This is a genomic window from Tatumella terrea, from assembly GCF_039523755.1.
Lineage (GTDB): Bacteria > Pseudomonadota > Gammaproteobacteria > Enterobacterales > Enterobacteriaceae > Tatumella > Tatumella terrea.
Genome location: NZ_BAAAFX010000006.1, coordinates 175,108 through 201,602, shown reverse-complemented (window position 1 = coordinate 201,602; position 26,495 = coordinate 175,108). Strand labels below are relative to the sequence as shown.

Below are 26,495 nucleotides of genomic sequence, written 5' to 3'. Positions count from 1 at the left end.
CCGGTTGATTTTTATTTATTTATTGTTAATTTAATCTTATCTTTCATTAGTCTCCGGCAACGGCAGCTAACCCCGGGGCAATCCATTTCCCCCCATGACGGAGCGATTTCAGGTATGCCAGTCAGAAAAGCCACGGTAATCGGCCTGACCGCCATTATATTATGGAGCACCCTGGTCGGATTTCTTCGCGGGGTCACTCAGGGACTGGGACCGATCGGCGGCGCAGCGATGATCTACACCTGCAGTTCGCTGTTACTGTTCTTCGTGGTCGGGATCCCGACACTGTCTTCCTTCCCGCGTAAGTACCTGATCCCCGGGGCGGCACTGTTTGTGGCCTATGAAATCTGCCTGTCGCTGTCCATCGGCTTTGCGCATTCGGATGCCCAGGCGATTGAGGTGGGCATGGTCAATTATCTCTGGCCCAGTCTGACCCTGCTGTTCACGATGATTGCCGACAAACGACGGCCCGGCCTGCTGATGCTGCCGGGGATCCTGATTTGTTTCGCCGGCGTAGGGAAAGTCCTCGGCGGTGAACAGGGTTTTTCACTGCATGAGGTGACAGGGAACATTATTTCCAACCCTCTGAGCTACGGCATGGCCTTTGCCGGAGCCATCATCTGGGGCGTCTATTGTGTGCTGACCAAAAAACTGGCCAATGGCAGTAACGGGATCACGCTGTTTTTCGCCCTGACCGCGGTGGCGTTATGGGTAAAATTCTTTTTCTCCGATACCCCGGTTATGCATTTCAGCCCCGGTGTGCTGGGCTGTCTGGCCGGTATTGCGGTGACCATGGGGCTGGGATATGCCGCCTGGAATATCGGTATGTTACATGGCAATGTCACCCTGCTGGCGGCCGCATCCTATTTTATTCCGGTGATTTCCTCGCTGTTCGCGGCCCTGCTGCTGGGGCAAACGCTCAGTCATAACTTCTGGTCCGGCTCGCTTATGGTCTGTGGCGGCTCGCTGCTATGCTGGTACTCCAGCCGCAGCCCGGCGTAAACCCGCAAAAGGCGCTGCCGCCCAGAGTGCCGGCAGCGCAAAGCGCATTCACTGATCAAGCACCTCCCTGCGGCGGCCATTTGCGCTGGCTCTATTTCTTTACAGAAAATAGCTGCTACGCTTAGGGGGGGCAGCGGCCTCAGGCTTGTCCCGACCCCGTCTGTCAGGTAAGATCCCCGCGAATTAACCGTGATAAATTCAGCTCCCGGGCCTTACCCGTTCAAACCTGCCTGCTTCACAGCTAATACGGCTTACGACTTACATACATTGCTTCCTTGCATCAGGATTTTTATGTCTGACATGAAATCACAGCCGCGTCATGCTGCTTTGCCGGTCACCGGCATGCCTTTCGTGCTGATCCTCAGCGCGTTAATGGCCTTTACTTCGCTTTCGACAGATATTTATCTGCCGGCATTACCCGCGATGCAGAAAGATCTGCAGGGTAATACCGAACTGACCATTACCGGCTTTTTACTCGGTTTCTGTATTGCGCAGCTGGTCTGGGGGCCGATCAGTGACTCTCTGGGACGCCGCAAACCCCTGATGATCGGTATGGTGCTGTTTATTGTCGGCTCCATCGGGTGTTCGTTATCGCACAATATTACTCAGATCGTGTTCTGGCGCGTCTTTCAGGCACTGGGTGCCTGTACCGGCCCCATGCTGGCACGGGCAATGATACGGGATCTGTTTACACGGACCCGCGCAGCGCAGATGCTGTCGGTATTAATGATGATTATGTCGATAGCCCCTATCGCCGGCCCGCTAATGGGGGGGCAAATCATCCGTTTCGCCTCATGGCAGGCTATATTCTGGTTACTGGCCGGGCTGGGCACTCTGATGCTGATTTCCCTTTACTGGCTGCCGGAGACACTGCCTCCGGAGAAACGGGTAAAGTCCTCCCCTGTCAGGGCGGTCACTAACTATTATTCACTGCTGCGTAACACCGTTTTTATGCGCTTTACCCTGTGCCTGGCGTTTTATTATCTCGGGGTGTATGCCTTTGTTGCCGGCTCTCCGTTCGTTTACATCAGTTATTTCGGGGTTGACCCGCAATATTTCGGCTGGCTGTTTGCGGTGAATATCGTCGGGGTGGTGATTATGAGCCAGGCCAACCGCCATCTGGTACGACATTTTCCGCTGGAGAAACTGCTGAAGGTCGCGGCGATCGTTGCAGCGATTGCGGCAACCCTGCTGGCACTGGTCTCGGCAGGACATCCGGCAGGGATGGTGTTGATTGTCATTACCATCCTGTTCTTCTTTTCGATGAACGGCATTATCGCGGCCGGTTCAACGGCGGCGGCGCTGGATAATGCCGGTGAGATCACCGGTTCTGCCTCTGCACTGATCGGCTCTTTGCAGTACGGTAGCGGGATTTTTGCCTCGTTATTGCTGGCCATGTTCAGCGACGGCACTCCGTGGACAATGGCCTGGATCATCTGGGTATTCAGTCTGGCCAGTGCCATTATGGCATTGACGACCCGGGTCAAGCCGCAGAGAGACGACGACTGAGCCAGCCCCGTCAGTCAGACCGAAACGATGCCTCCCCGGGTAATGTGATTCAGTTAAACGTTTTAAGAAGATAAACGCATACATAGGTTGAAAGGGAAAACGGAGGAACCCGGGTTTCCCCCCTGATGAACTGAACCACAGGCCCGAAATTTCGGGCCTTACTCCCTTAAACGACCGGCATGACCTCCCCGGGCGTTTTTTCTGTCCGATCTTAAGACCTGCTGCTCTCCCCGCTTCCTGCCTGTACAGACGGCAGAGTCAGCGTGTGACGTTTCAGCAGGGTGGCGAGTCCCAGTGCCATCATCACCAGCGCCTCCGCCAACAGGAAACCGGACATAGCATGGGCATAACTGCCATTCAGGTGCTGATGCAGATGCTGGTAGAGCGCGCCCGCGGCGGCGGGCCCAATCCCCAGGCAAGCCTGCTGTAAGGTACTGAGAATGGCACTGCCTGCACCGGCATCCCGGGTAGCAATATCCCGCATCCCCACCCGGTAGAAACAGTTCACTATCACCGCCTGTCCCATCCCCATCAGCAACGAGCCGGGGGCGATCGACCACAGTGTCAGGGCATTCCCCTGCCAGGCCAGAGTCGCCATCAGCAGCACAATACCGCTGACCTGCACCAGCACTCCTGCCAGTAATACAGGGGCCGGAGAGTATCGGGCAATCAGTTTTGGCGCATAGAGTGCAGCCATAAAATAAGAGGCGCCGAGCACGATAAAGCTGTTACCGGAGGCCAGCGGGCCCATACCGGCACCCGCCTGCAGGGTTAACGCCATACAGAACATAAACCCGGACCAGCAGGTGAAAAACAGCACAGCAATCAATAAGGCGAAGCGCACCCCCGGCAGTTTGAGTAAGCGTGGCGGTAACAGCGGGGTCAGGCCGCGCCGTTGCTGCACAAGTGCGCCATAACGCATCAGCAGAGCCAGTGGCAGCACGGCGATAAAGGCTCCCTGCATCATCCACGACCAGTGCATCACCGGCCCCAGAGCCAGCGGAAATAGCAGACAGCAGAGGATAATTGCCAGTAAGACTGTGCCCTGCCAGTCGATGCGCGAAGGCTGGTCATTACGGGTTTCCGGAATAAAGCGCAGACTAAACATCAGAACCAGCAGACAAATGGGCACATTAATAAAAAATGCATTACGCCAGCCCAGCCCGGCGATATCTGCCGACACCAGCCAGCCGCCCCCGACCTGTCCGATAATAAATGCCAGTCCCCCGATGCCGCTGTACAGGCTGATTGCCCTGCCGTGGGCGTGCCCGGACAATGTCACATGCAGGGTTGCCAGAATTTGCGGCACAATCAGGGCCGCCCCCATCCCCTGAACCGTCCTGGCGATCAGTAACTGAGTCACAGTGGCGGACAGACCGCAGAACAGAGAGGCGAGGCCGAAAATAGTCACCCCGGTCAGCAGTATCCGCCGCCGGCCATAGTTATCGCCGAGTTTGCTGCCCACGGCCAGACAGACGGCAAAGGCGACGCCGTACAGCGCAACAATCAACTCCAGATCTGTGGCACTGCTGGACAGTGAACGGGTGATCGATTCCAGTGCAACGTTAGTGATTGAGGTATCTATCAACGGTAACATTTGCGCCGTCAGTAACAGTATCAGACCGGTTTTCCCGGGCGAGGCAGGTGTCGCTTTCATGAAAGCTCCATTGTGTGTTTTATTTTCTGCCCGTAGTATTGAGGAATATTTAACAGGGTACCAGTACCTGCTTATACTGGTATCAGCACTACCATGCTGGAGTACAGAATGACCATGCAGCCTTCCGCTGTCAGTCCTGTGAGACAGGAAAAAAACAGCCGTCAGTTACTGGCCGCCTTTTTGCGTACCCGCCGGGAAAGCCTGGACCCGCAACGTCTGGGGTTACCGAATACCGGCCGCCGCCGTACCCCCGGCCTGCGCCGGGAGGAAGTGGCAATGCTGGCGGATGTCGGTGTGACCTGGTACACCTGGCTTGAACAGGGCCGGGAGATGAAGCCCTCGGCCACCGTCTTATCGGCAGTCAGTAAGGCATTACAATGCACGCCGGCAGAAACCCGCCACCTGTTTATCCTGGCCGGGCTGCCGGTACCGGCGGGCCCGACGGGCGCAGAATGCCGGCAGGCAGGCCCGGCATCACAGCGGTTACTCAACTCGCTGATGCCAAATCCGGCGACACTGCAACGACCGAATTTCGATATTCTCGGCTATAACGCAGCCTTTTGCCGCCTGATGGGCGTGGATCTTGATACGGTACCGATCGCGGAACGGAACTGCATTTATCAGTACCTGACGAATGCACAATGGCGCAGCCGTTTGTGTGATGAGTCAATGCTGTTACCCCTCTATGTGGCTTATTTCCGCGCCGGGATGGCGGAATATCGCGGAGATCCGCGCTGGGAAGAGTTACTGGAGCGTTTTTTTGCCGTCTCGTCCCGCTTTTATGAGCTCTGGCAACAGCATTATGAAATCCGCAGTATCGAAAATCACATTAAACATTTTAACCATCCGCGCCACGGTCACTTCACCCTGCAGCAGATGAACTGGTTCTCTGCCCCCCGCGATGGTTCCCGTTTGCTGGTGTTTCTGCCACAGGATGCGGAGGGCGAAAGAATACTCGGCGAACTGGCGCAGCAGACCCATATCTGACGGTGATGCTGTTCAGTGATCAGATATGAAAGGTGCTGTCTGCGATATCGGTAATAAACATATGCCCGGGCGCATGGCTGACCGCTAACGGCACCTGTGAGGCCATCACCGCCGCTTGCGGAGTCACTCCGCAGGCCCAGAAGACCGGGATCTCTCCGGGCCGGATCTCCACTGCATCGCCAAAATCCGGATGCCGGAGATCGGTAATGCCCAGGCCCGCAGGGTCACCGATATGCACAGGCGCACCATGAACGGAAGGATAGCGCCCGCTGATCGCCACAGCATCGGCCACCCGGTCCGCCGGTATCGGGCGCATTGACACCACCAGCCTGCCGCGGAGCTTCCCTGCCGGACGGCATTCTCGGCGGGTAAGGTACATCGGCACATTACACCCGGCACTGATGTGGCGGATGTCGATACCGGCCTCCGCCAGCGGGGTCTCAAAGGTAAAACTGCAGCCAATCAGGAAGGTGACTAAGTCAGGATGCTGCTGCCAGAGAGCGGAGGCATCGGTAATTTCTTCGGCCAGCCGGCCATTTCGCCAGACGCGATATAACGGAATATCCCGGCTGATGTCCGCCCCGGCGGCCAGAGGTGTCTCTGTCCGGCCGGATTCGATCACATCCAGTACCGGACACGCCTTCGGGTTACGCTGCGCGTACAGCAGAAAATCCCAGGCGTAATCCGGCGGTAAGGCAATCATATTGGCCTGGGTCATCCCGGGGGCGACACCGGCGGTAGGCATAACAGTCCCCTGCCGGTAGCTCGCGCGGGCGGCGCGGGCAGCGGAGATCTGCGGGTAGGTTTCAGGCATAACGGGTATGACTCTTCTGCTTTTTAGTCCGTCGCTTCACTATAAAGCGACGGATATAAATAGCAATCCTCAACCTCAGCCCCGGAGTTAACCCGCCGCGTCCAGTTGTTTACCACGGGTTTCCGGTAATGCCAGGCAGGCAATAATCACCAGCAGATACGAGCCGCCAGCCATATAACCGATAGCGGTGCCCAGAGGCATGTGCCCGCTCATGTAACCAATCATTCCCGGGAAGATAGCCCCGACGGCACGGCCAAAGTTATAACAGAATCCCTGCCCCGATCCCCGGATATGCCCCGGATATAACTCACTAAGGTAGGCCCCCATTCCTGAGAAAATACCGGACAGGAAAAAGCCCAGCGGGAAGCCAAGGACCATCATTACCGCATTGGTCACCGGCAGCAAGGTATAGCTGACCACCAGCACGATGGCGCACAGAGCAAACAGGATAAAACAGCGGCGACGGCCAAACGCATCGGAAACCCAGGCACTGGTCAGATATCCGGCAAAGGATCCTGCAATCAGTATGACCAGGTAACCACTGGTGTTCAGCACTGACAGGTGACGTTCAGTTTTCAGGAACGTCGGCAGCCATGTGGTGACCGCATAGTAAGCCCCCTGCATACCGGTGGCCAGCAGACTGGAAAACAGCGTGATACGCAGCATTTTCGGGTGGAAGATTTGCATAAAGCTGCCTTCCGATACCCCGGTCTCCTGCTGACGGCGGCGCGTTTGCAGATAAATTTCCGGGTCCTGCAGGTTGCGACGTAACCAGACCAGGATCAGCGCCGGCAATGCGCCGACCCAGAACAACATTTTCCAGGCCAGTGCCGGAGAGAATGAAGAATAGATCAGCCAGTAAGCAATGGCAGCCACTGCCCAGCCGACTGCCCAGCTACTCTGTACCAGACCGACCGCTTTACCCCGGTGACGGGCGCGGATCATTTCAGAAATCAGTACCGAACCGACCGACCATTCTCCGCCGAATCCCAGCCCCTGCATAACCCGGGTAAACAGCAGTTGTTCCGGTGAGTGAACAAACCCGCTGCACAGGGTGAAGAAACTAAACCAGAGGACGGTGACCTGCAGCATTCTGACCCGGCCATATTTGTCTGCCAGGATCCCGGCAAGCCATCCGCCCACGGCGGATGATATTAATGCACCGGTTGCGATGTACCCGGCTTCGGTGGTTGTCATGCCCCACAACGCAATAAACGTCGGGATCATAAAGGTGTAAATCATGGAGTCGAACGCATCGATCCCGTATCCCATAAAAGCAGCGGCGAGCGTTTTACGCTCGGCGCTGTTGGTTTCCCTGAGCCACATAATTATTTACTCTGCAGGTTAATGTATTGTCTTGAATGCTGCGCAACCGCAGCGGCTACCGCAGGTCAGTTCTCTTATCTGAGGACCTGTCTTATATACAAGCAAGCTTTATGCCAATAAGAATTAAAGCGCTGACATTGTCTGGCGCACACCTTAATAGGCTTAAATCTGAATTGCAAACCCGGCCGCAAAGGAACCGATACCATGACTGATAATCATACAAAAAGACCAAATATTATCAGGCCATTTATCCCTGTTTTCCTTATAAACCATAAAGTTACACTGTTTACTATCATCTGCGTGAGGAAACCCGTTTTCAGGATTAACAAGGTCATCCTTTGTACCCGCTTGACGCTGGCTTGCCTGTCCGCGATCCCCGTAAAGTCGCTGAACTTACCGTAGCCATCAAGATGTCATACCGGCTGGCCAGCCAACCGGTCAGCGATAAAAAGCATTAAAGGGGTTGTCGCCCACCAGGCGCTTGAGGAGAAAGGTTGCTGCAGGTCATAGCTGTGGTGGATCTTATGCGGTGATTTGCCGGAACCGGTATGTTAACTCCGTTAACCATCCCCTTTCCCGGTCGCCGCATCGGCACATCGGCATCGGCATCGGCATCGGCATCAGTACATCAGTACATCAGTACATCAGCACATCAGCACATCAGCACATCAGCACATCAGCACATCAGCACATCAGCACATCAGCACATCAGCACATCAGCACATCAGCACATCAGCACATCAGCACATCAGCACATCAGCACATCAGCACATCAGTACATCAGTACATCAGTACATCAGTACATCAGTACATCAGTACATCAGTACATCAGTACATCAGTACATCAGTACATCAGTACATCAGTACATCAGTACATCAGTACATCAGCAAACCAGAGCAGGAATTCTGACAACAGGCAATTACTGATCGGAGAGACCTGCGGTTGGCTGGCCCGCCATTGACCCGGTGAAGGATGATCTCATCGCAGCGTAACCGGTGTCCCGGATGAGGAAAGGTTGCGGCGCCCACGGTGATACCTCTCCGGCTGCCGGTGATCCCTGTCTATCGCTGACCATCAGAGTGTTTAAGGTAATGAGTTCGCCGGCCCCGCAGAAGTAACAGATCAGCGCCGTCACGACAGATTCACCGGGAGCGATTCTTCAGGAGACAGTGTCCCGACGGCCTTGCCCGGAAAGCGACGCCACCGGCGGCAAAAATTATCTGGGGAGTATTATCTGTAAGGACAAACGTTGTTTACCGGGGAAAGTTTTAGTGTCCCGACGGCCTTGCCCGGAAAGCGACGCCACCGGCGGCAAAAATTATCAGGGGAGTATTATCTGTACAGACAAGCGTTGTTTACCAGGGAAAGTGCTACTTCAGCATAAGCCGCGCCTCTGCAAGGTGCGGTAATACAATCCCGCAGCATGAACAGCCTCTTGTCCGCTGTCTGACCAGGGCCGGAACACAGATTAGCGCCCTGCCGCCGAGGCAGGGCGTATTACGCTAACAGGAGGTGAAACGCTGCAGACGCTGATGCAGCTGCCTGTTTTCACTGTTAAGCCGTTCTATCTCATCCAGTAACGAAAGCGTCACCGCAATACCCGGCCAGTCGAGTTCGAGTTCGCGGCGCAGACGCTGGGCCCGAAGGCAAAGCGCCAGCGATTCATCATCAAACAGCCACTGCTCAGAGACATCGCCCTGTGGCTCCAGGACTCCCAGGCCAATAATTTCGGTCAGTTCCGGCCGGCTTAAGCCGGTATGCAGACAAAACTCGGTGACGGTAAAGGTGATTGTGACATGACTCATTATTCTTTCCCCCATCCCCGGCGGGCATCAAACGCCGACCCGGCGTCAGCCAGTTGCTGCCAGAGTGCCTGTGATTTTTCATCCGGCCGGGGTGGCATCACAATTTTCACCACGGCGTACAGATCTCCCTGATTCTGCTTCCCGGCCAGGCCTTTCCCTTTTACCCGAAGACGCTGCCCGGCTTGTGTCCCTGGTGGAATGGTCAGCAGAATGCTGTCCTGCAATGTCGGTACCGATACTTTGGTTCCCAGCGCCGCCTCCCACGGGGCCAGCGGTAGAACAACCTCCATATCATTCCCCGTCACATCAAACAGAGGATGCGGAGCGATACGGATGACCAGATACAGGTCGCCGGCAGGTCCGCCACCGCTCCCCGGTCCGCCCTGGCCTTTCAGTCGGATCCGTTCACCGTCACCGATACCGGCAGGGATTTTTACCTTCAGCGTTTTCGGGATTTCACTGACGATCATCCCAAAGCCATTACGGACCGGTAAACTGAACTGAATGGTCCGGGTTTCCCCCCGTTGGGCCTCTTCAAGAAAAACGGCCACTTCGGTTTCGATATCCTGCCCACGCTCCGGCCGGGGTTGCCGGGCCTGTCGCGACTGCTGACCAAAAACGGAGCTAAAGAAGTCAGAAAAGTCTTCCTGCCCGGCACTTCCGGCGTCTGAATAGGCCGGACCTGAGGAAGAATACTCATTAAAACGGGGATCATTGCGGTGCTGCCAGAGGGTGTCATATTCTTCCCGACGCTCTTTGTCCTTCAGCACTTCATAGGCTTCGGCGATCTCTTTAAACTTTGTCTCTGCATCTTTCTCACTACTGACATCGGGATGAAATTTTCTGGCCAGACGGCGATAAGCCGTCTTTATGGCTTTTGTATCATCAGTGCGTTCCACCCCGAGAATAGCGTAGTAATCCTTCAGTTCCATAGCATTAGCCTTCGGGTCAGTAAGAAGCGAATATTCTGGTCAGGTCAGTGATAAGGACCTGCTGAGTAATAAATATAGACGGCAGCGTAATGCTTTGCAGTGTCATTCTCATGGTAATTTCCTGATATGGCGCCGCCCTGACTGCCGCAGAAAAGGAAAAACACAAAAGAAATTCTTTACCCTTCAATCCCGGTGACAGGTTAATATCAGCTTACATTATTTTCTTACAGAACGGTGTGACCGGCTTCCCGTGGCGCTTATTTCCTGAAGGGATGAAAAATAACCCGATGAAAATTAATGCCCTTACCCGATTAACCCTGCAATATACAAGGTTAAATAGCTGTTTAAGCATATCGCCATGTTTTATATCACCGGCTGAAACCTGCCCTTAATTCCTGCAGGCTGACAGTCTTCGTGCGGAAATAACATTTATTTACGGAGTTGTTTCATCAGTAAAACTTACGTATTCCCCGTAAGCCGCGCGCTATACATCCTGGATCATCAGAGCTACTTTAGATGCCTTTGCGGGCCACAGCCCTGGCCCGGCGATGCTGCCAGACCTGATGCGGGAGGACAATAATGATTGATCTGATTATCCCGGCACTTCTGCCGATAGTCGTCACACTGTTGCTGGGGTTTATTGCCGGCTGGCACCATGATTTTGATGCCGGTCAGGGAGCGGTACTCAACCGGATGGTAATGCTGTATGCCCTGCCGTTAACCCTGTTTGCGGGGATGATGGGTCTCTCACGTTCCGTATTGCTTGCCCAGGGAGTGATTGCCGTCATCCTGCTGGCCGGCATGGTGGGAGGATATCTGCTTGTCTTTCTGCTGGTACGCTATCTGTTTCGTCAGAAACCCGGTCTGGCGGCGTTGCTGGCCCTGTCGGTTTCCGGCCCGGCGGTCCCTTTTGTCGGGGTACCGGTACTGGGCCATCTGTACGGAACTATCAGCACCATTCCCATCGCCTTATGCAGTATTATTATGAACCTCTTCCAGGTACCGCTGACTATTCTGATCCTCTCCTCTTCCGATACAGAAAAGAAGGACGACTCCTTTCTGCAACATATTGTCCATACCCTGAAAGAACCCGTGGTCTGGGCCCCGGTACTGGCGCTGATCCTTTTACTGTGTAACCTGCATATTCCCGCGGCGTTCCGCAGCGCCTTACAACTGCTCGGCGGAACCACCGGAGGCGTGGCGCTGTTCGCGTCCGGGGTGATTTTGTACTCCTATCATGTGGTGTTTAACCGCACGGTGATCCTGTCCATTGTGGCTAAGAATATCCTGCTGCCGTTACTGATTATGGCCCTGGCGATCTGGCTGCATACCGACCGACAGACACTCAGCCTGTCGGTGATCAGCATGGCCATTCCGACCGCCTCCGTCTGTGTCATCCTGGCGGTTCAATATAAAACGGCCGGGCAGGAAATCGCTTCCATTCTCTTCTTCAGTACACTTTTCTCGATTCTGACCATGGGCGGATTGTTATATTACCTGGCCGGATAATTAACCCTTCGTTGCGGTTTGAGCCGATAACCGATATCCCGGAGATAATGTATGACCGTTAAAACAAAAAATGTCGCAGAGTTTCTTGTTTCCTGTCTTGAAGCCGAAGGCGTGAAGTACGTCTTCGGGATCCCGGGCGAGGAAAATATTAAATTCGTTCGTGCCATCACTGCCTCAGAAAATATCCGTTTCATTCTGGTCCGCCATGAGCAGGCCGCCTCCTTTATGGCCGATATCTACGGTCGCCTGACCGGTAAAGCCGGGGTCTGCACCGCGACCCTCGGCCCCGGTGCCATCAATTTATTGCTGGGCACTGCCGATGCGCAGACCGATTCCAGCCCGCTGGTAGCGATTTCGGCCCAGGTAGGCCTGAACAGGATCTATAAAGAATCCCATCAGATTGTCGATCTGCCGGCTATGTTCCGGCCGGTCACTCAGTGGGCAGAAACGCTTTACACCCCGGACGCCTCGGCTGAAATGGTCCGTAAAGCCTTTCAGATAGCACAGCAGGAGCGGCCGGGGGCCACTTATCTGGCCATTCCGCAGGATGTGGAAGCGATGCCGGTACCCGATACCCTGAAGCCCATTCCACCGGTGACCAGCAGCATTTCGCTGCCGCCGCCGGAGACGGTTTCGGCTATCGCGCAACGGCTGCGTGAAGCCCGCTTCCCTGTCATCCTGGCCGGACACGGCGTGGCGAGAAACGGTGCCGCGGAAGCGCTGAACCGGTTTACCGAACGTTATCAGATCCCGGCAGCGACCACCTTTATGGGGAAAGGCGTGGTGAGTGATCGCAGTCAGCATGCGCTGGGGGTTATGGGCTTTATGCGCCATGATTACGAGAATTTTGCCTTCGATAAAGCCGATGTGATCCTGGCGGTGGGTTACGAACTTCAGGAATTTGCCCCGGAAAGAATGAACCCGCAGGCCGACAAAAAAATCATCCATATTAATAGTTTCCTTCCGGATACCGACCGTCACTACCGCACCGATATCGCCCTGGCTGCAGATATTTCACTGACACTGGCCGCACTGAGCGAGGCGCTGGGTGAAGCACCGCTGCATGCTCAACCGGGCAGCGCCACAATCCGCCACCTGCGTGAGCAGGAACTGGAGAAAGGCCGTCATGACGACAGTTTCCCGCTGAAACCGCAACGGGTGGTGGCTGATATGCGCAGTGCGCTGGATGACCATGATATTGTACTGGCGGATACCGGGGCGATTAAGATGTGGGTTTCCCGTCTTTATCCGACCTATCAGCCCCTGACCTGCCTGACCTCAAACGGATTATCCACCATGGCATTTTCCCTGCCCGGCGCGATTGCGGCAAAACTGGCGTTTCCCCGGCGTAAGGTACTGGCCAGTATGGGGGATGGCAGTTTTATGATGAATTCCCAGGAAATTGAGACTGCTGTCCGTGAACGTATTCCGCTGGTCGTGCTGGTCTGGGTGGATGGCAGTTACGGACTGATTAAATGGAAAATGGATATTGAAGAAGGTGCCCATGATTCGGTGGATTTCGGTAACCCTGATTTCGTGAAGTACGCCGAAAGTTTTGGTGCCCGCGGTCATCAGATCTCTTCTGCCGGGGAATTACTGCCGGTGCTAAACGAAGCCCTGGCCAGCGACGGTGTGACGGTGATTGCCTGCCCGGTCGACTACCGTGAAAACATGGCACTGGTAAAAAACCTCGGGGAATTAACTATCGCACTGTAAGCCTCTGCGGCCCGCAAATGCTGCGGGCCGCCTTTCCACATAACCCGCCAGCCCGGACGAGCGTAAGAACGAGCCAGGAGAGAGTCAGGTGAGAATAAACGATCCCGCTGTCAGTCTCAGTTGCCAGCAGGAGCTGCGGGCGGCTTTTCCACCATAACCCGCCAGCCCGGACGAGCGTAAGAACATGCTACGAAGAGAGTCAGGTGGCGAATAAAGGATCCCACTGTCAGCCTCAGTTGCCAGCAGGGGCTGCGGGCGGCTTTTCCACCATAACCCGCCAGTCCGGACGAGCGTAAGAACGAGCTACGGAGAAAGTCAGGTGAGAATAAACGATCCCGCTGTCGGCCTCTGTTGCCAGCAGGGGCTGCGGGCAGTCTTGTCGCCAGAGGATACCCTGATGAAAGTGACAACGTCACGTAAACCCCGGTTTATTTCATAAATTTTAGTGCTATGATTATTTTGCCCGCCCCGTCTGCCGTCCGCTGTATCCGGCACCCTGCTCCGGGAAACACTCCCTGAACCCGCCTCGCCCGGGACGCTCCTGAGATCAGGGATACTGAACACGCCCGGCCTCAGGCTGGCTGTTTTTCGATTAAGGCAAAAAATGATTGTGGAACTTACGCAAAATCACGCTCCTTTCGGCACAGTATTAGGTTACGCCCCCGGTGGCGTCGCCATCTATTCTTCTGATTACGATTCGCTGGACAGCGAAGAGTTTCCGGACGATGCGTCACTGAGGAGTTATCTTGGCAACGAATATATGGGCTATAAGTGGCAATGTGTGGAATTCGCCCGTCGCTTTCTGTATCTGAACTACGGTGTAGTCTTTACCGATGTGCGGATGGCTTACGAAATCTTCGCCCTGCGCTTTCTTCGCCAGGTGGTTAATGACGATATTCTGCCATTGCAGGCTTTTGCTAACGGCAGTGCCCGGCCACCGGTGTCCGGCGCGTTACTGATCTGGCAACAGGGAGGGGAATTTGAAACCACCGGCCATGTCGCGGTCATTACCCGTGTCTATGCCGGAAAAATACAGATAGTTGAACAGAATGTGGTCCATAGCCCGTTACCTGCCGGACAGCAATGGACCCGTGAGCTGGTGTTGCGCTGTGATAACGGTCGCTATATTATCGAAGATACCTTTGATGACACGGAGATCCTCGGCTGGATGGTTCAGACCTGCGATAGCGTCGACAGCCTGCCTGCGCCCGAAACTGCGGCGGAATACCTGGCAATCCACGCTAAACGCCTGCCGGACGCGGACAGATTTTCCGGTGAATGGCTGGATAACAATAACCCGGTTGAACATGCCTATATGCAGGCCAATCACGGTGCGGTGATCAATGCCGATCCCTGTCAGTATTTTACGATCTCCCGCAGTGCAGAACAGGAACTGATCAGCGCCACCAACGAACTGCACCTGATGTACCTTCATGCCACCGATAAAGTACTGCGGGATGACAGCCTGCTGCGCCTGTTTGATATCCCTGAAATTCTCTGGCCTCGCTTGCGGCTCTCCTGGCAGAGGCGCCGCCATCATATGATCACCGGCCGGCTCGACTTTTGTCTGGATGAACGGGGCCTGAAAGTCTACGAATACAACGCGGATTCTGCCTCCTGTCACACAGAAGGCGGCATCGTGCTGGGGAAATGGGCACGTCAGGGGGGCGTTAACGAAGGTAAAGATCCCTGCCGTCGTCTGATCAATACGCTGGCGGATGCCTGGAAACACAGTGATGCCCTGCCGTTCGTGCATATTCTTCAGGATGAGGATGTTGAGGAAAATTATCATGCGCTGATGATGCAACAGGCATTAACCGATGCCGGCTTTGAAAGCAAAATTCTGCACGGCCTCGGGGAATTACACTGGAGCGCCACCGGTCAGTTGATTGACGCGGATGCCCGTGAAGTAAACTGTGTCTGGAAAACCTGGGCCTGGGAAACCGTGCTGGAACAATTGCGGGCCGAATGTGAAGCCGAAACGCCGGCCGCCTTACCGATCCGTACCGGAGAAGCCGACCATCAGGTCCGGCTGATGGATGTACTACTGCGACCTGAGGTGATGGTGTTTGAACCGTTGTGGACCGTGATCCCGGGCAATAAAGCGATCCTTCCGGTGCTCTGGTCGCTGTTCCCGCACCATAAATATCTGCTGGATACTGACTTCACCATTAATGAGGAACTGCAACAGACCGGCTATGCCATCAAGCCTATCGGGGGACGTTGCGGCAGTAATATCGGACTGGTGAGTCACAGTGAACAGTTACTCGGCGAGACAGGCGGCCGGTTTTCCGGGCAGACCAGTATCTATCAGCAACTCTGGTGCCTGCCACGGGTGGCCGGACGATATATTCAGGTCTGTACGTTCACCGTCGGGGGCCACTACGGCGGGGCCTGCCTGCGTTCTGACCCGACGCTGGTGATTAAGAAAGAGAGCGATATCGAGCCACTAAGGATCATCGACGATCAGGACTTTATCGGCTGACGCCTGACAGGCCCAGCCAGCTGGCGGTGCCTGACGCTTTGAGTTATCCTGCGGGAGTTCTGAAGTCATCGCTGCCCTTTTTCCCGGGGATAGCTATCCCTGTGATAACGCCTTTATTCGCGGATCATCAGCCTGAGAAAAATGACTCTGCGTAATCCCTTTGCTGGCATACAGGGGGCCCCGGGACAGAACACCCGCCAGCAGGACATGTTAAGCAGGATATGCAGTGACAGAAAAAGTCAGACGGCGACGCTATTGCCCGATGGCCTTCCATGATGTACAGCGGGCCACGGACAGCCCCCCCGGCAGGACACGTTAAGCAGAATATGCAGTGACAGACAAAGTCAGACGGCGACGCTATTGCCCGGTGCCTCTCCGGATGCACGGGCATATAAACCGGACGGCGCATGATATCCTCATCCTCCCGGGAGCTATGCAGACCGGAAAACTCCGTTTCGGTCATAAATGATATTGCGGGGATCCGTTTTCATTCCGCGCCCCCCTGCCACCCTCCTGGCGGAGGCCATACCACGCCACCGCGTCGCTTACAGCAAAGCCAGAAAATGCTCGCCCGCTTTACTCAGGTTATGACGCCGCCAGGCCAGTGCAACCTGAGCTTTCAGTGGCGCTCCTTCGATAGGCAGATAACAGACATTCGCCTGGTCAATTCTGCTGTGTGAGATCGGCACTATCGCATAACCAAAGCCGGTCGCCACCATACTGATAGCCGATGTCGTCTGCGGCGATTGCGCAAAGGTCGGCGGCGTAAACCCCGCATGATGACAGGCCGATATCACCGAGTCATAGAGTCCGGGCGAGATCTCCCGCGGGAAGATAATCAGCGTGTCATCGCGTAAGTCTGCCAGTGAGCTGAGTGCAGGACGCTCTGCCAGCGGATGATTCAGCGGTAACGCTACGACCATCTCTTCATTATCGATCACCCGATAATCCACTTCCCGGCTTCTGTCGCAGGGCAGACGAATAAACGCGATATCGATGGCACCTTTCAGCAATTCATTAATCAGCGCTGACATATGCAATTCGCCGGGCAGAAGATTAATCATCGGATAATGGTCGCGGAAGTTGTGTAACAGCGTAAAGACCTGTGGGTTGAGTGCGGTTGAGGACGCGAAACCTATCCGCAGCGACCCGCTCAGTCCCCGTCCGACACTGCAGGCTTTCTCAAACGCCGAATCAGACATTTTCAGGATTTTAATTGCATCTTCATATAGCACTTTTCCTGCCGGTGTCAGTTCGACACTGCGGGTCAGCCGGCGCAGCAGCGGGCTGCCGATTTCATGCTCCAGCCGCTGTATCTGCTGACTTAACGGCGGCTGGGAAATCCCCAGACTTTCTGCCGCACGAGTAAAATTCCCCGCATCCGCGACCGCAACAAAATAGCGTAAATGCCGAAGTTCCATATCAAAAACGTCTTAAAGTGAGTAGTGCATCATATTGGAATTATCCCCGCCATCCTGTCAACCTTTAGGCCATAAGGTTAAACATAAAACCTCAGGGATAAATCATGGAAACGAAACATTGCGGGTGTTCCTGCATCAGTGATATTACCAGGGCAGCGTTAAAATTAGAAAAAGATCGCGGCGAGAATATCGTCTACCAGGCCTCACTGATGAGTGCATTACTCAGCGGCGTCTATGAAGGCGAGACGACTATCCGTCAGTTACTGGAGCACGGTGATTTCGGACTCGGAACATTTAACCATCTGGATGGGGAGATGATCGCGTTCAACAGTGATGTGTTTCAGTTGCGCAGTGATGGCAGTGCGCGCAGTGCCTCACCGGATCAGAAAACCCCGTTTGCGGTGATGACCTTTTTCAATCCGACACACGAATACACCATCAGAGAACCACACAGTCGTCAGCAGATCCACGACATTATCGATGCCAATGTCGCCAGTCAGAATATCTTCTGTGCGCTGCGCATCGATGGTCATTTCGACAAAGTCGATACGCGAACCGTACCGGAACAGCACCGTCCTTATAAACCCATGATGCAGGCGGTTGAAGAACAGCCGGTGTTTCATATTGAGCAACAGGACGGAGTGCTGATTGGTTTCCTGACACCGGAATTTATGCAGGGGATCAATGTCGCCGGTTATCACGAACACTTTATTAACCAGCAACGCAGCAGTGGTGGTCATGTGCTCGATTATCAGGTCAGGGAAGGCCGGCTCACCTTTGGTACCATCGAAAAACTGGTGATCGATTTTCCTAAGGACGAAGACTTCCGTAACGCCGATCTTAATCCTGAAGATCTGAGTGCAGCCATCCAGTCTGTTGAAGGCTAATCCGCTATCGAACAGGCGAGTAAGGACCTTATTGTGAACAAGAGTGATAAAAAAACCGAGTGGAAATGTGGTGCCGACCTGGTCGTTGCCCAGTTAGAAGAACAGCAGGTCAGATATGTGTTTGGTATTCCCGGCGCTAAAATTGACCGGGTTTTCGATTCGCTGGAAGATTCTTCGATTATTACCGTTCCGGTGCGACTGGAAGCCAATGCCGGATTTATGGCCGGTGCCATTGGCCGTCTGACCGGTAAAGCCGGAGTGGCACTGGTTACCTCCGGTCCGGGTTGCTCAAACCTTATCACCAGTGCGGCAACCGCGACGTCAGAAGGTGACCCTTTTGTGGCTATCGGCGGTGCGGTCAGCCGTCAGGACCATCTGAAACAGGTTCACCAGACCATGGATACCGTTTCCATGTTCCGTCCGGTCACAAAATACTCCGCTGAGGTTACGTCCTCGTCTGCGATTGCAGAGGTTCTCTCTAACGGCTTCCGGGCGGCTGAGTTTGGGCGTCCCGGCGCCTCATTTATCAGTCTGCCGATGGATATTGTAAATGAACCGGCCAGCGGGCATGTACTGAGCGCACGACTGCCCTCGCTGGGTACAGCACCGCAGAAAGAGATCAATGAAGTCTCTGCCCTGATCGCTCAGGCGAAAAATCCGGTCCTGCTGCTGGGTCTGATGGCCAGTCAGCCTCGTAATGCCGATGCCGTTCGCCGTCTGCTGACCCGCAGTGAAATTCCGGTCACCAGTACCTATCAGGCGGCCGGGGTGATCGACCAGAACCACTTTTCCCGCTTTGCCGGACGTGTGGGCCTGTTCAATAACCAGGCCGGTGATCAGTTACTGCGGAATGCAGACCTGATTATCACCGTCGGTTACAGCCCGGTGGAATACGAGCCGGTGAAATGGAATCAGGGAACGGCCCGGCTGGTCCATATCGATGTCTTACCGGCCGAAACCGACAGCCACTATTCTCCGGACATTGAACTGATCGGGGATATTGCCGGAACCGTGGATCTGCTGGCAGAACAGATTAATCACCGCTATGCACTCAGCCAGAGCACCACGCTTATCCTGCAGGAACGTCAGCAGCAGCGTGAGTTACTGGCCCAGAAAGGCCGCAGCCTGCAGCAGTTTGCCATTCATCCGCTGCGTCTGGTCCGTGCCATGCAGGATATCGTTAACAGTGATGTGACCCTGTGTGTCGATATGGGGAGCTTCCATATCTGGATCGCCCGTTATCTGTATAGCTTCCGTGCCCGTCAGGTACTGATCTCTAATGGTCAGCAAACGATGGGGGTGGCCCTGCCCTGGGCGATCGGTGCTGCACTGGTTGACCCGCAACGTAAAGTGGTTTCTGTCTCCGGGGACGGCGGCTTTATGCAATCGAGCATGGAACTGGAAACCGCGGTGCGTCTGGGTGTGAACATTCTGCATATTATCTGGGTCGATAATTGCTACAACATGGTCGCTATTCAGGAAGAGAAAAAGTACAACCGTGCGTCCGGCGTGGATTTCGGACCGATCGATTTCAAAGCCTATGCCGAAGCTTTTGGTGCCAAAGGTTTCGCAGTGACCTCGTCAGAGACGCTGGAATCGACCCTGCGGGCCGCCATGGATGTACAGGGCCCGGCCGTGGTGGCTATTCCGGTTGACTACAGTGCCAATGCATTACTGATGAGCCAGCTGAATATGGCTGAAATGTTCTGAGTCACCGCCATAGCGAAACGTGAAGTGACGGTGAAAAACGGGTGCCTGTGGGTGCCCGTTTTTGCAGGGACAGCCGGCGAACATCCCGTTCAGCAGGTTACCCGTCACCGCGTTATCTGTCATATCCCGCGCCGGTTCACTCTGCCACCAGTACCGGCGGTGACAAAGGTGATCGCACTCACTCCCCTGGGTAGCTGACAGATGTCCCGCTGGCCGGCCCGCGGGCTGTTCTCCCCCCTGCCCCGGGAGCCAGCACCCCTGCGGCAACACGCCCTCCTCCTGGTCAGGTCTGAGGACTTAGCCCCCTGCCTGCTTAGCGCTTATTTCTGTTATTGCTGTCCGCCCGGTAGTTCAAGGGTATACCGTTATTCACCGGCAATCCCGGGCTGTGGACGAGCGTTGTCAGTTTCTGCTGCCGGTTATCCGTGCATCATTTTATCACTGCGGGAAACGCAGGAGGCACCTCAGACAGGGCAAACCGGCCGCCAGGGCATGAACGGCCGACGGGTGTGTATCAGCCTTCCTTATTTGTAGAATAATATTTACCAATATGATAAAAAAATTGCTGTCCGGGGGGCGGCTTACAGGCCATAATTTCCGTGGGTTAACGGTGCACCGGTGACCACAATGTGCTCCGGAGACGCTGTTTATCCGCTTTAGACTGGCACCGGCAACCGCTTCCTGCTTTTCCCGACAAAACATACCGGTATGGATTAACAGATCACGTTAATTTACTCATTATCCTGTTTCTGAAAATCCTGAGCTCCCGGGCCCTTACCTTTCAGAGATACAGAAGGTCTGGCTATGGGCGTTTTAAAAACTATCAATCACAGAAAGAACCGTATTATCCGCCATCTTAAAGGCCGCCTGCTCGCCCGCTGGCTGAATCTTCAATATTTCCGGCAGCCACCCGAACTGACCCGGCTGCGCCATATTCTTTTACTGCGTCTCGATGATAAAGCCGGCGATATGGTCGTGACCACCTTCACCGCCCGCCATCTGGCAGACCAGGGATATAAGGTCTCGGTACTGACCGGCCCGGTGTGCGGGCAGATGCTCTCCGGGTGCGACTATCTGGAAAAGATCTTCCTGTATAAAAACAGAATGTCATTGCATCAATTACGCGCCGAAAAATTCGGGGCAGTGATCGACTTTGATGATGTCCATGACTATGAGCGGTTAAAGTTACTCTGGCGTCTGGGGGCTGAGTGTAATATCGGCTTCAATAAAGACGGGCTGAAAATCTACCATTATTCCCTCGCACACCTGGACGCAGATACCCACGTTACCGCTCGGCACCGGAAAGTTCTGGCCCTGTTTTCTATTTATCCGCAACACACCCGTTATTTCCTGGGAGGATCGCCGCAGGAGCGGGAAAAAGTCTGTCGTGCCCTCAGTTATTCCCCGGGGGAGAGTGTGATTGCCATTAACCCGCTTTCCGGCGCGCCGGATAAAGATTTCTCTGTCACTCAGGTGCAGGCAATTATCGCTTATCTGCGCCAGACCAGGCCGGACAGTAAAATCGTGATCACCGGCATCCCGCAGAAAGTCAGGGAATTTGCCGGCCCCGGAGTCTGTATCATTCCCGACAGTACCATTAATACGGCCATTGAAACGGTCAGGATCGCCGAACTGGTGATCAGTATCGACACCGCGATAGTCCATATCGCCAATGCCCTTAACCGCAACCTGCTGGCGGTCTATAACCGGCGACGGCTGAAAGATACCGGACTTCCCGGTTATAAAATCTGGGCACCGAATTATGCTGCTGCGCGGCAGATTGTGGTCAGCGAATCGCAGGTCAGAGATGCTCCCGTCGACGCGATCCTTACCGGTATCGAGGCCTTCCTGAACCGCGGCACGGGTCTGCGGCAGGATGCGCAGATTGCCGCGAGCCCGGCGGCAGATATCCGGGAAAACCAGGGTAAATGACGATTTATCCGCGCTGATCGCAGGTTTTTTGCCCGGCAGGGCACGGGATCTGATGAAAATAAAGTGCGGCAAAACCCCTGTTATCCGCTACACTTAACAGTATCTGAGGCCGGAACCGCCGGAGGTATAGTTATGATAGCCGGATTCGTTGCACTTATGATTTCCCATTCCCGGGTGCTCCCTGTGACCAAAGCGCTCTATCCGACAGAAACTCAGTGTCAGTCTGCACTGAAGCATGACCAGAAACAGCGTCCGGGGGCGGAACTGCTCTGCGGTGAGGTTATGCGCAGCCGCCTTCTCTGAGTCATTGCTCTTCATTCCCCGGGCCTGTGGCAGGTGCCATCCAGGCTCGGGTGAAATCAAACCAGCCAAGATTATTCAGCCGGATCCCCTGTGCCTGCCCCGGGCTTTTCAGCCGCATCCAGTGGTGAAACAGCGGCTGTAACCAGCCGTCATGGATCACCTGCTGAGTCAGTTGCTTGCCCTGCAAAGATTCATCCCGCCAGGCGTGCTGCCATTGTGTAAAACGTTCAGCATCCCCGCCGGAAACCGAATGCCTGAGCAGCGGCAGGCTGAACAGCCACGCGCCGGCATTCCAGGTTTCAGGAACCGGGAAGTTGACTGTGCCCAGCCAGAGATCGGCACTCTCCTCCCCGCCAGCCCACTCTTCATAGTCCTGTTCGATCAGTTCCAGCACAATGCCCTGCGCCTGTAACAGATGCTGCATCTCAAGGGCCAGCATTTCAAATTCAGGATGCTGGCGATGGAAGGCCAGCCGGAGAACGCGCCCTGGCTCCCCGGCGGGTAAGGAATCCGGACGGACCGCCTCCCCTTCAGACATCCTATGCAGCCAGTCCGGCATCAGACTGGCGGCAGGGATCCAGAAGGGACGGATCGCCGGCACAAAACGCTGAATAAGCGTATAGGGATTGAGAATTTCGCGGATCCAGCGTCGTGCCGTGCTCTGCTGCCAGTGGGGAGAACGGCTGTCAAAGAGCAGAAAATAGCCCCCTTTTTCGGGGAACATCTCACCGCAATCTTCGCCGGGTGGCCCGGTCAGGCTGAGAGCCTGCCCCGAAATATACTCGATGTCACTCAGGCTGGAGCTAAGCCACGCTGACGGTTGTGCCCTGTTGCGGTATTGAGCCTCTGCCCCTCCCTGAGGAAGGCCGGCGGCCTGTTTCAGCGTTGGCGGCCAGACGATGACCTCTATTTCATCGAGGAGTCCGCGCAGACCGAAGTAGTGGTCAAAGGCCCGCATTCTCAGATGCAGGCGGTTATTTTCTTCCACCAGATAAGGCCCGGTCCCGACCGGCGAAGCTGCAAAGCCGGGCCGGCTGGCAAAATCGGCCGGTAATATCAGTGCCGCACTGTCCGTCAGCAGCAGAGGTAACCGGGCATCCGGCTGGCTGAGGGTGATCTCCACCGTCAGGCGTCCTCTGGCATTAATCCGGGACAGGTGGGAGAACAGTGGCTGAGTAGCGATGCGTTGCAGCGATACCACGACGTCCTCACTGGTCAGTTCCCGTCCATCGTGAAAACGCACCGCCGGACGCAGATGAAACGTCCAGTCACGGAAGTCCCGGTGCGACCAGAAATGCGCCAGGTCCGCTTCGGCAAGGCCGGTCTGTTCATTGACCCGCGTCAAACCGCTGAAAATTTGCTTCACCAGATGGATTTCAGAGCGCCGCAACGGTGTGCCCGGGGCAAGGTTCGGCATGGTGCGGTAATAGGGGATACGCAGCGACTGGTAATCTTCCCGAACCTGATACCCCAGTTTCTGCCGCAACAGCCCGGCCACCAGTTGCTGCTGGTCCCCCAGCAGACCGACCGCACTCCGGATATCGCCCTCATCCAGTAGTTGTTCCGCTTTTCTTAACAGCAGTTGCGCTTCGCTGTAATACAGGACCAGTTCCGACTGATGACCCCGTCCGGCACTGGGTTGCCAGTTCAGCCAGCCGGCCTGTTGCATACGCAGTAATAACCCCCGCATGTGGCGCTTTGAGCAGCAGAGTTTGTCCGCCAGTTCCCCCAGTGTCAGTGTCACTTCACGCTGAGGATAAAACGCCAGCAGTCGGCGGTAATGTTGTTCAAGCCGTGGGAAAGACATAAAAGCGGAACTCCCGGGATAAAAAGACAGCCGTTTTTAACTTCCTCTTTTTAGTCCATTATCAGGATAACGGCAAGTGTTGTTACCGTTGTCCGGAGACAAGCCCCCGTGCCCTGTCTCCGAAATGCCTGACTGAAAAAACAAGGAGCTGTAAATGACCCGTCATCTGAATAAAGACACCACCCTTTGTATGTCTCTTGCCGCGCGTCCCAGCAATTTCGGCACACGGTTTCATAACTTCCTTTACGATGCCCTGGAGCTTGATTATCTGTATAAGGCGTTCACCACCACAGATCTCGCCGGGGCTATCAGCGGCGTACGGGCGCTGGGGGTTCGGGGATGTGCCATCTCAATGCCTTTTAAGGAACAGGTGATCCCGCTGGTGGATGAACTGGATGCCTCGGCGAAAGCGATTCATTCCGTCAATACGATCGTTAATACCGGAGGTTACCTGAAGGCCTATAACACCGATTACATTGCCATCGCGACATTGCTCAGGCAGTACAAAGTCGATAGCGGGTTGACGTTTGTGCTGCGTGGCAGCGGTGGTATGGCAAAAGCGGTCGCCTGCGCCCTGCGGGATGCCGGATTTACCCGTGGCAGGATCATTGACCGGGATCCGGCAAAAGCTGGCCGATTGGCCGATCTGTATGGGTTCGAGGCTGGCAGTGACAGTGCCGGCTTGCAGCCACAACTGCTGATAAATGCGACCCCGCTGGGGATGGCCGGCGGCGGTGATGAACAGACCCTCGCCTACCGCGAGGAAGAGATCGCCGACGCAGACATCATCTTTGATGTGGTGGCATTACCGGAGACGCCCCCCCTGATCAACGCGGCCAGGACGCTGAAGAAGACAGTGATCACCGGCTCTGAAGTCTTTGCGATTCAGGCCGTCGAGCAGTTTGCGTTATATACCGGGGTCCGCCCTTCAGAAGAACTGTTCCGCCAGGCCGCCGCCTGGTCCCGGCAGTAACGGCTTAGCCCCGCTGTCGTCTGACAGGCACCTGTGTGTACTGATAATACCGGCCTCAACATAAAAAGGTGTATCTGATGAACGAACGTATCATTGCAGTAACCGCCTGCCCGACCGGTGTGGCCCATACGTTTATGGCGGCGGAAGCCCTGAAAACAGCGGCCGCAAAACAGGGATTTCTGTTTAAAGCAGAAACCCGTGGGTCGGTGGGTGTCCGTGACACCTTTAGTGATGAAGATATCCGTGAGGCTGAGGTGGTGATTATCGCCGCCGATATTGAGACTGACCTTTCGCGATTTCACGGTAAGCGGCTTTACCGGACCAGCACCGGCCAGGCGCTGAAAAAACCGGAAGAAACACTGCCCGATGCGCTGCGCCTGGCGACGCTTTATCAGAGTAACACGGCGTCCGCGAAGGCGGGGCGAACCGAACTGCCGGCAATTTATAAACATCTGATGACCGGAGTGTCGTTGCCACTGGTGGTCGCCGGAGGGTTATGTATCGCCCTTTCCTTTGTCTTCGGGATCAATGCGTTTAAACAACCCGGCACCCTCGCCGCCGCGCTGATGGAAATTGGCGGTAAAGCCGCCTTTGCCTTAATGGTGCCGGTACTGGCGGGCTATATTTCCTATTCTATTGCGACCGTCCGGGTCTGGCCCCCGGACTGTTCGCCGGGATGCTGGCCTCCGCCAGCGGCGCGGGCTTTCCTGGCGGGATCATCGCCGGTTTTCTGGCGGGCTATACGGCCCGGTTCCTGACACAAAAAATCACCCTGCCGTCATCTATGGAGGCCCTGAAACCGGTGCTGGTGATCCCGCTGCTGGCGACCGTGATCTCCGGGCTGGTGATGATTTATGTGGTCGGTGGCCCGGTGTCGGCCGTGATGAGAGGGCTGACCCACTTCCTGGCCGGGATGACGACTGCCAATGCGGTGTTACTCGGCATTCTGCCCGGTGCGATGCAATGTTTCGACCTCGGGGGTCCGGTCAATAAAGCGGTCTATACCTTCGGCGTCGGCCTGCTGGCATCCCGGTCTTACGGGCCGATGGCCGCGATTATGGCGGCAGGGATGGTCCCTGCGCTGGGGATGGGTATTGCCACCTGGCTTGCAAAATCGCGGTTTACGCCGCCGGAACTGCAGGCCGGTAAGGCGTCTTTTGTGCCGGGTCTGTGCTTTATCTCTGAAGGGGCTATCCCGTTTGCTGCCCGTGACCCGATACGGGTTATCCCGTCCACGATGGCAGGCGGTGCGCTAGCCGGCGGATTATCGATGTATTTCGGTTGTACGCTGATGGCCCCCCACTGCGGATTATTTGTCCTGGCTATCCCCCATGCCGTCGGGCACGTCGGAATGTATTTAGTGGCGATTATTGCCGGGAGTCTGGTGACCGGTGGAATGTACGCGCTGCTGAGACGGGCACCGGTACAGGACCCGGTTCACGCCTGACGGCAGAAAGGGGCACATTGTGCCCTTTTCTGAATACCTCTGACCTGTCCTGTATCACCGGCACCCCGGCAGTCGCTCTGACATGGTCACCTGAGAGTGATATCTCTTTCAGCAACGAAAATCAGGGGAGGACAGGCTACCGTTAACTCTCCCCCGCTTCTTCCCTGTTCCCCCGGGTGCCCTACCGCCCTGTAACCCCTTCGCTACTCTCTGCAGGCTTACCGGCTGCGTTGGTGTGACTGGCTGAGGCACAGAGTCATCCTCACTGCCAGGCG

General features: G+C 55.4%; 19 protein-coding genes and 1 pseudogene. 13 read left to right on the top strand and 7 right to left on the bottom strand.

Annotated elements, in window-relative coordinates:
• Positions 1-114: 114 nt before the first annotated feature.
• Together yddG and ABD035_RS03945 are read left to right on the top strand one after the other, a co-directional pair.
• Positions 115-999 carry an aromatic amino acid DMT transporter YddG gene (gene yddG / locus ABD035_RS03950; RefSeq protein WP_343867868.1) on the top strand — a complete coding sequence of 295 codons (885 nt, stop codon included), beginning with the start codon at positions 115-117 and terminating at the stop codon, positions 997-999.
• A 291-nt stretch (positions 1,000-1,290) separates the two neighbouring features.
• Positions 1,291-2,508, top strand: a complete 1,218-nt coding sequence (locus ABD035_RS03945; RefSeq protein ID WP_343867866.1) for a multidrug effflux MFS transporter — start codon at positions 1,291-1,293, stop codon at positions 2,506-2,508.
• A 211-nt stretch (positions 2,509-2,719) separates the two neighbouring features.
• On the opposite strand, the gene ABD035_RS03940 is transcribed toward ABD035_RS03945, so the two are convergent.
• A complete protein-coding gene (locus ABD035_RS03940) occupies positions 2,720-4,165 on the bottom strand; it encodes an MFS transporter (protein ID WP_343867862.1) in 1,446 nt (481 codons plus the stop codon).
• A 108-nt stretch (positions 4,166-4,273) separates the two neighbouring features.
• On the opposite strand from ABD035_RS03940, the gene ABD035_RS03935 reads away from it, so the two are divergent.
• On the top strand, positions 4,274-5,152 hold the full coding sequence (locus ABD035_RS03935) for a helix-turn-helix transcriptional regulator (RefSeq protein WP_343867860.1): 879 nt from the start codon (positions 4,274-4,276) through the stop codon (positions 5,150-5,152).
• A gap of 19 nt (positions 5,153-5,171) precedes the next feature.
• On the opposite strand, the gene ABD035_RS03930 is transcribed toward ABD035_RS03935, so the two are convergent.
• Positions 5,172-5,966: a putative hydro-lyase gene (locus ABD035_RS03930; protein WP_343867858.1), complete on the bottom strand. Its 795-nt coding sequence runs from the start codon at positions 5,964-5,966 to the stop codon at positions 5,172-5,174.
• 87 nt (positions 5,967-6,053) lie between these two features.
• Positions 6,054-7,292 carry an MFS transporter gene (locus ABD035_RS03925; protein WP_212712375.1) on the bottom strand — a complete coding sequence of 413 codons (1,239 nt, stop codon included), beginning with the start codon at positions 7,290-7,292 and terminating at the stop codon, positions 6,054-6,056.
• A gap of 548 nt (positions 7,293-7,840) precedes the next feature.
• Here ABD035_RS03925 and ABD035_RS03920 point away from each other — a divergent pair.
• On the top strand, positions 7,841-8,254 hold the full coding sequence (locus ABD035_RS03920) for a hypothetical protein (protein WP_343867856.1): 414 nt from the start codon (positions 7,841-7,843) through the stop codon (positions 8,252-8,254).
• Positions 8,255-8,795: 541 nt separating this feature from the next.
• Here ABD035_RS03920 and cbpM read toward each other — a convergent pair.
• Together cbpM and cbpA are read right to left on the bottom strand one after the other, a co-directional pair.
• On the bottom strand, positions 8,796-9,098 hold the full coding sequence (gene cbpM, locus ABD035_RS03915) for a chaperone modulator CbpM (protein ID WP_343867854.1): 303 nt from the start codon (positions 9,096-9,098) through the stop codon (positions 8,796-8,798).
• The gene (gene cbpA / locus ABD035_RS03910) at positions 9,098-10,030 is read right to left on the bottom strand and encodes a curved DNA-binding protein (protein WP_343867852.1); all 933 of its coding nucleotides are present in this window, start codon (positions 10,028-10,030) and stop codon (positions 9,098-9,100) included. Before cbpA ends, cbpM begins: the two co-directional genes overlap by 1 nt.
• Before the next feature lie 579 nt (positions 10,031-10,609).
• Between cbpA and ABD035_RS03905 the strand changes: the two genes are divergently transcribed.
• The 3 genes from ABD035_RS03905 (at position 10,610) to gss (ending at position 15,740) form a co-directional block, all read left to right on the top strand.
• Entirely contained in the window at positions 10,610-11,539 is a 930-nt protein-coding gene (locus tag ABD035_RS03905) for an AEC family transporter (RefSeq protein WP_343867850.1), read from the top strand.
• A gap of 51 nt (positions 11,540-11,590) precedes the next feature.
• The gene (locus tag ABD035_RS03900; RefSeq protein ID WP_343867848.1) at positions 11,591-13,255 is read left to right on the top strand and encodes an acetolactate synthase large subunit; all 1,665 of its coding nucleotides are present in this window, start codon (positions 11,591-11,593) and stop codon (positions 13,253-13,255) included.
• Between the two features lie 604 nt (positions 13,256-13,859).
• Positions 13,860-15,740: a bifunctional glutathionylspermidine amidase/synthase gene (gene gss, locus ABD035_RS03895; RefSeq protein WP_343867846.1), complete on the top strand. Its 1,881-nt coding sequence runs from the start codon at positions 13,860-13,862 to the stop codon at positions 15,738-15,740.
• Between the two features lie 545 nt (positions 15,741-16,285).
• On the opposite strand, the gene ABD035_RS03890 is transcribed toward gss, so the two are convergent.
• A complete protein-coding gene (locus tag ABD035_RS03890) occupies positions 16,286-17,161 on the bottom strand; it encodes a LysR family transcriptional regulator (RefSeq protein ID WP_212712369.1) in 876 nt (291 codons plus the stop codon).
• Positions 17,162-17,265: 104 nt separating this feature from the next.
• Here ABD035_RS03890 and budA point away from each other — a divergent pair, with 104 nt between their 5' ends.
• From budA to ABD035_RS03870, 4 genes are all read left to right on the top strand, one after another.
• Positions 17,266-18,048: an acetolactate decarboxylase gene (budA, locus tag ABD035_RS03885; RefSeq protein WP_212712368.1), complete on the top strand. Its 783-nt coding sequence runs from the start codon at positions 17,266-17,268 to the stop codon at positions 18,046-18,048.
• A gap of 33 nt (positions 18,049-18,081) precedes the next feature.
• Positions 18,082-19,758, top strand: coding sequence for an acetolactate synthase AlsS (alsS, locus tag ABD035_RS03880; protein ID WP_425579702.1), 1,677 nt, complete (start codon positions 18,082-18,084; stop codon positions 19,756-19,758).
• Between the two features lie 804 nt (positions 19,759-20,562).
• Positions 20,563-21,690: a glycosyltransferase family 9 protein gene (locus ABD035_RS03875; protein ID WP_343867844.1), complete on the top strand. Its 1,128-nt coding sequence runs from the start codon at positions 20,563-20,565 to the stop codon at positions 21,688-21,690.
• A 156-nt stretch (positions 21,691-21,846) separates the two neighbouring features.
• Complete coding sequence (locus tag ABD035_RS03870) at positions 21,847-21,993, top strand: hypothetical protein (protein WP_343867842.1); 147 nt, start codon at positions 21,847-21,849, stop codon at positions 21,991-21,993.
• A gap of 1 nt (position 21,994) precedes the next feature.
• On the opposite strand, the gene ABD035_RS03865 is transcribed toward ABD035_RS03870, so the two are convergent.
• Positions 21,995-23,800, bottom strand: a complete 1,806-nt coding sequence (locus tag ABD035_RS03865; RefSeq protein ID WP_343867840.1) for an SgrR family transcriptional regulator — start codon at positions 23,798-23,800, stop codon at positions 21,995-21,997.
• Positions 23,801-23,954: 154 nt separating this feature from the next.
• Here ABD035_RS03865 and ABD035_RS03860 point away from each other — a divergent pair, with 154 nt between their 5' ends.
• A complete protein-coding gene (locus tag ABD035_RS03860) occupies positions 23,955-24,773 on the top strand; it encodes a shikimate 5-dehydrogenase (RefSeq protein ID WP_343867837.1) in 819 nt (272 codons plus the stop codon).
• 77 nt (positions 24,774-24,850) lie between these two features.
• Positions 24,851-26,220 (top strand): annotated as a pseudogene (locus ABD035_RS03855) (fructose-specific PTS transporter subunit EIIC).
• The last annotated feature ends 275 nt before the right edge of the window (positions 26,221-26,495 follow it).

Coding starts and splice junctions, on each gene's coding strand:
- yddG (WP_343867868.1), top strand. CDS start 115: ATGCCAGTCAGAAAAGCCACGGTAATCGGCCTGACCGCCATTATATTA.
- ABD035_RS03945 (WP_343867866.1), top strand. CDS start 1,291: ATGTCTGACATGAAATCACAGCCGCGTCATGCTGCTTTGCCGGTCACC.
- ABD035_RS03940 (WP_343867862.1), bottom strand. CDS start 4,165: ATGAAAGCGACACCTGCCTCGCCCGGGAAAACCGGTCTGATACTGTTA.
- ABD035_RS03935 (WP_343867860.1), top strand. CDS start 4,274: ATGACCATGCAGCCTTCCGCTGTCAGTCCTGTGAGACAGGAAAAAAAC.
- ABD035_RS03930 (WP_343867858.1), bottom strand. CDS start 5,966: ATGCCTGAAACCTACCCGCAGATCTCCGCTGCCCGCGCCGCCCGCGCG.
- ABD035_RS03925 (WP_212712375.1), bottom strand. CDS start 7,292: ATGTGGCTCAGGGAAACCAACAGCGCCGAGCGTAAAACGCTCGCCGCT.
- ABD035_RS03920 (WP_343867856.1), top strand. CDS start 7,841: ATGTTAACTCCGTTAACCATCCCCTTTCCCGGTCGCCGCATCGGCACA.
- cbpM (WP_343867854.1), bottom strand. CDS start 9,098: ATGAGTCATGTCACAATCACCTTTACCGTCACCGAGTTTTGTCTGCAT.
- cbpA (WP_343867852.1), bottom strand. CDS start 10,030: ATGGAACTGAAGGATTACTACGCTATTCTCGGGGTGGAACGCACTGAT.
- ABD035_RS03905 (WP_343867850.1), top strand. CDS start 10,610: ATGATTGATCTGATTATCCCGGCACTTCTGCCGATAGTCGTCACACTG.
- ABD035_RS03900 (WP_343867848.1), top strand. CDS start 11,591: ATGACCGTTAAAACAAAAAATGTCGCAGAGTTTCTTGTTTCCTGTCTT.
- gss (WP_343867846.1), top strand. CDS start 13,860: ATGATTGTGGAACTTACGCAAAATCACGCTCCTTTCGGCACAGTATTA.
- ABD035_RS03890 (WP_212712369.1), bottom strand. CDS start 17,161: ATGGAACTTCGGCATTTACGCTATTTTGTTGCGGTCGCGGATGCGGGG.
- budA (WP_212712368.1), top strand. CDS start 17,266: ATGGAAACGAAACATTGCGGGTGTTCCTGCATCAGTGATATTACCAGG.
- ABD035_RS03875 (WP_343867844.1), top strand. CDS start 20,563: ATGGGCGTTTTAAAAACTATCAATCACAGAAAGAACCGTATTATCCGC.
- ABD035_RS03870 (WP_343867842.1), top strand. CDS start 21,847: ATGATTTCCCATTCCCGGGTGCTCCCTGTGACCAAAGCGCTCTATCCG.
- ABD035_RS03865 (WP_343867840.1), bottom strand. CDS start 23,800: ATGTCTTTCCCACGGCTTGAACAACATTACCGCCGACTGCTGGCGTTT.
- ABD035_RS03860 (WP_343867837.1), top strand. CDS start 23,955: ATGACCCGTCATCTGAATAAAGACACCACCCTTTGTATGTCTCTTGCC.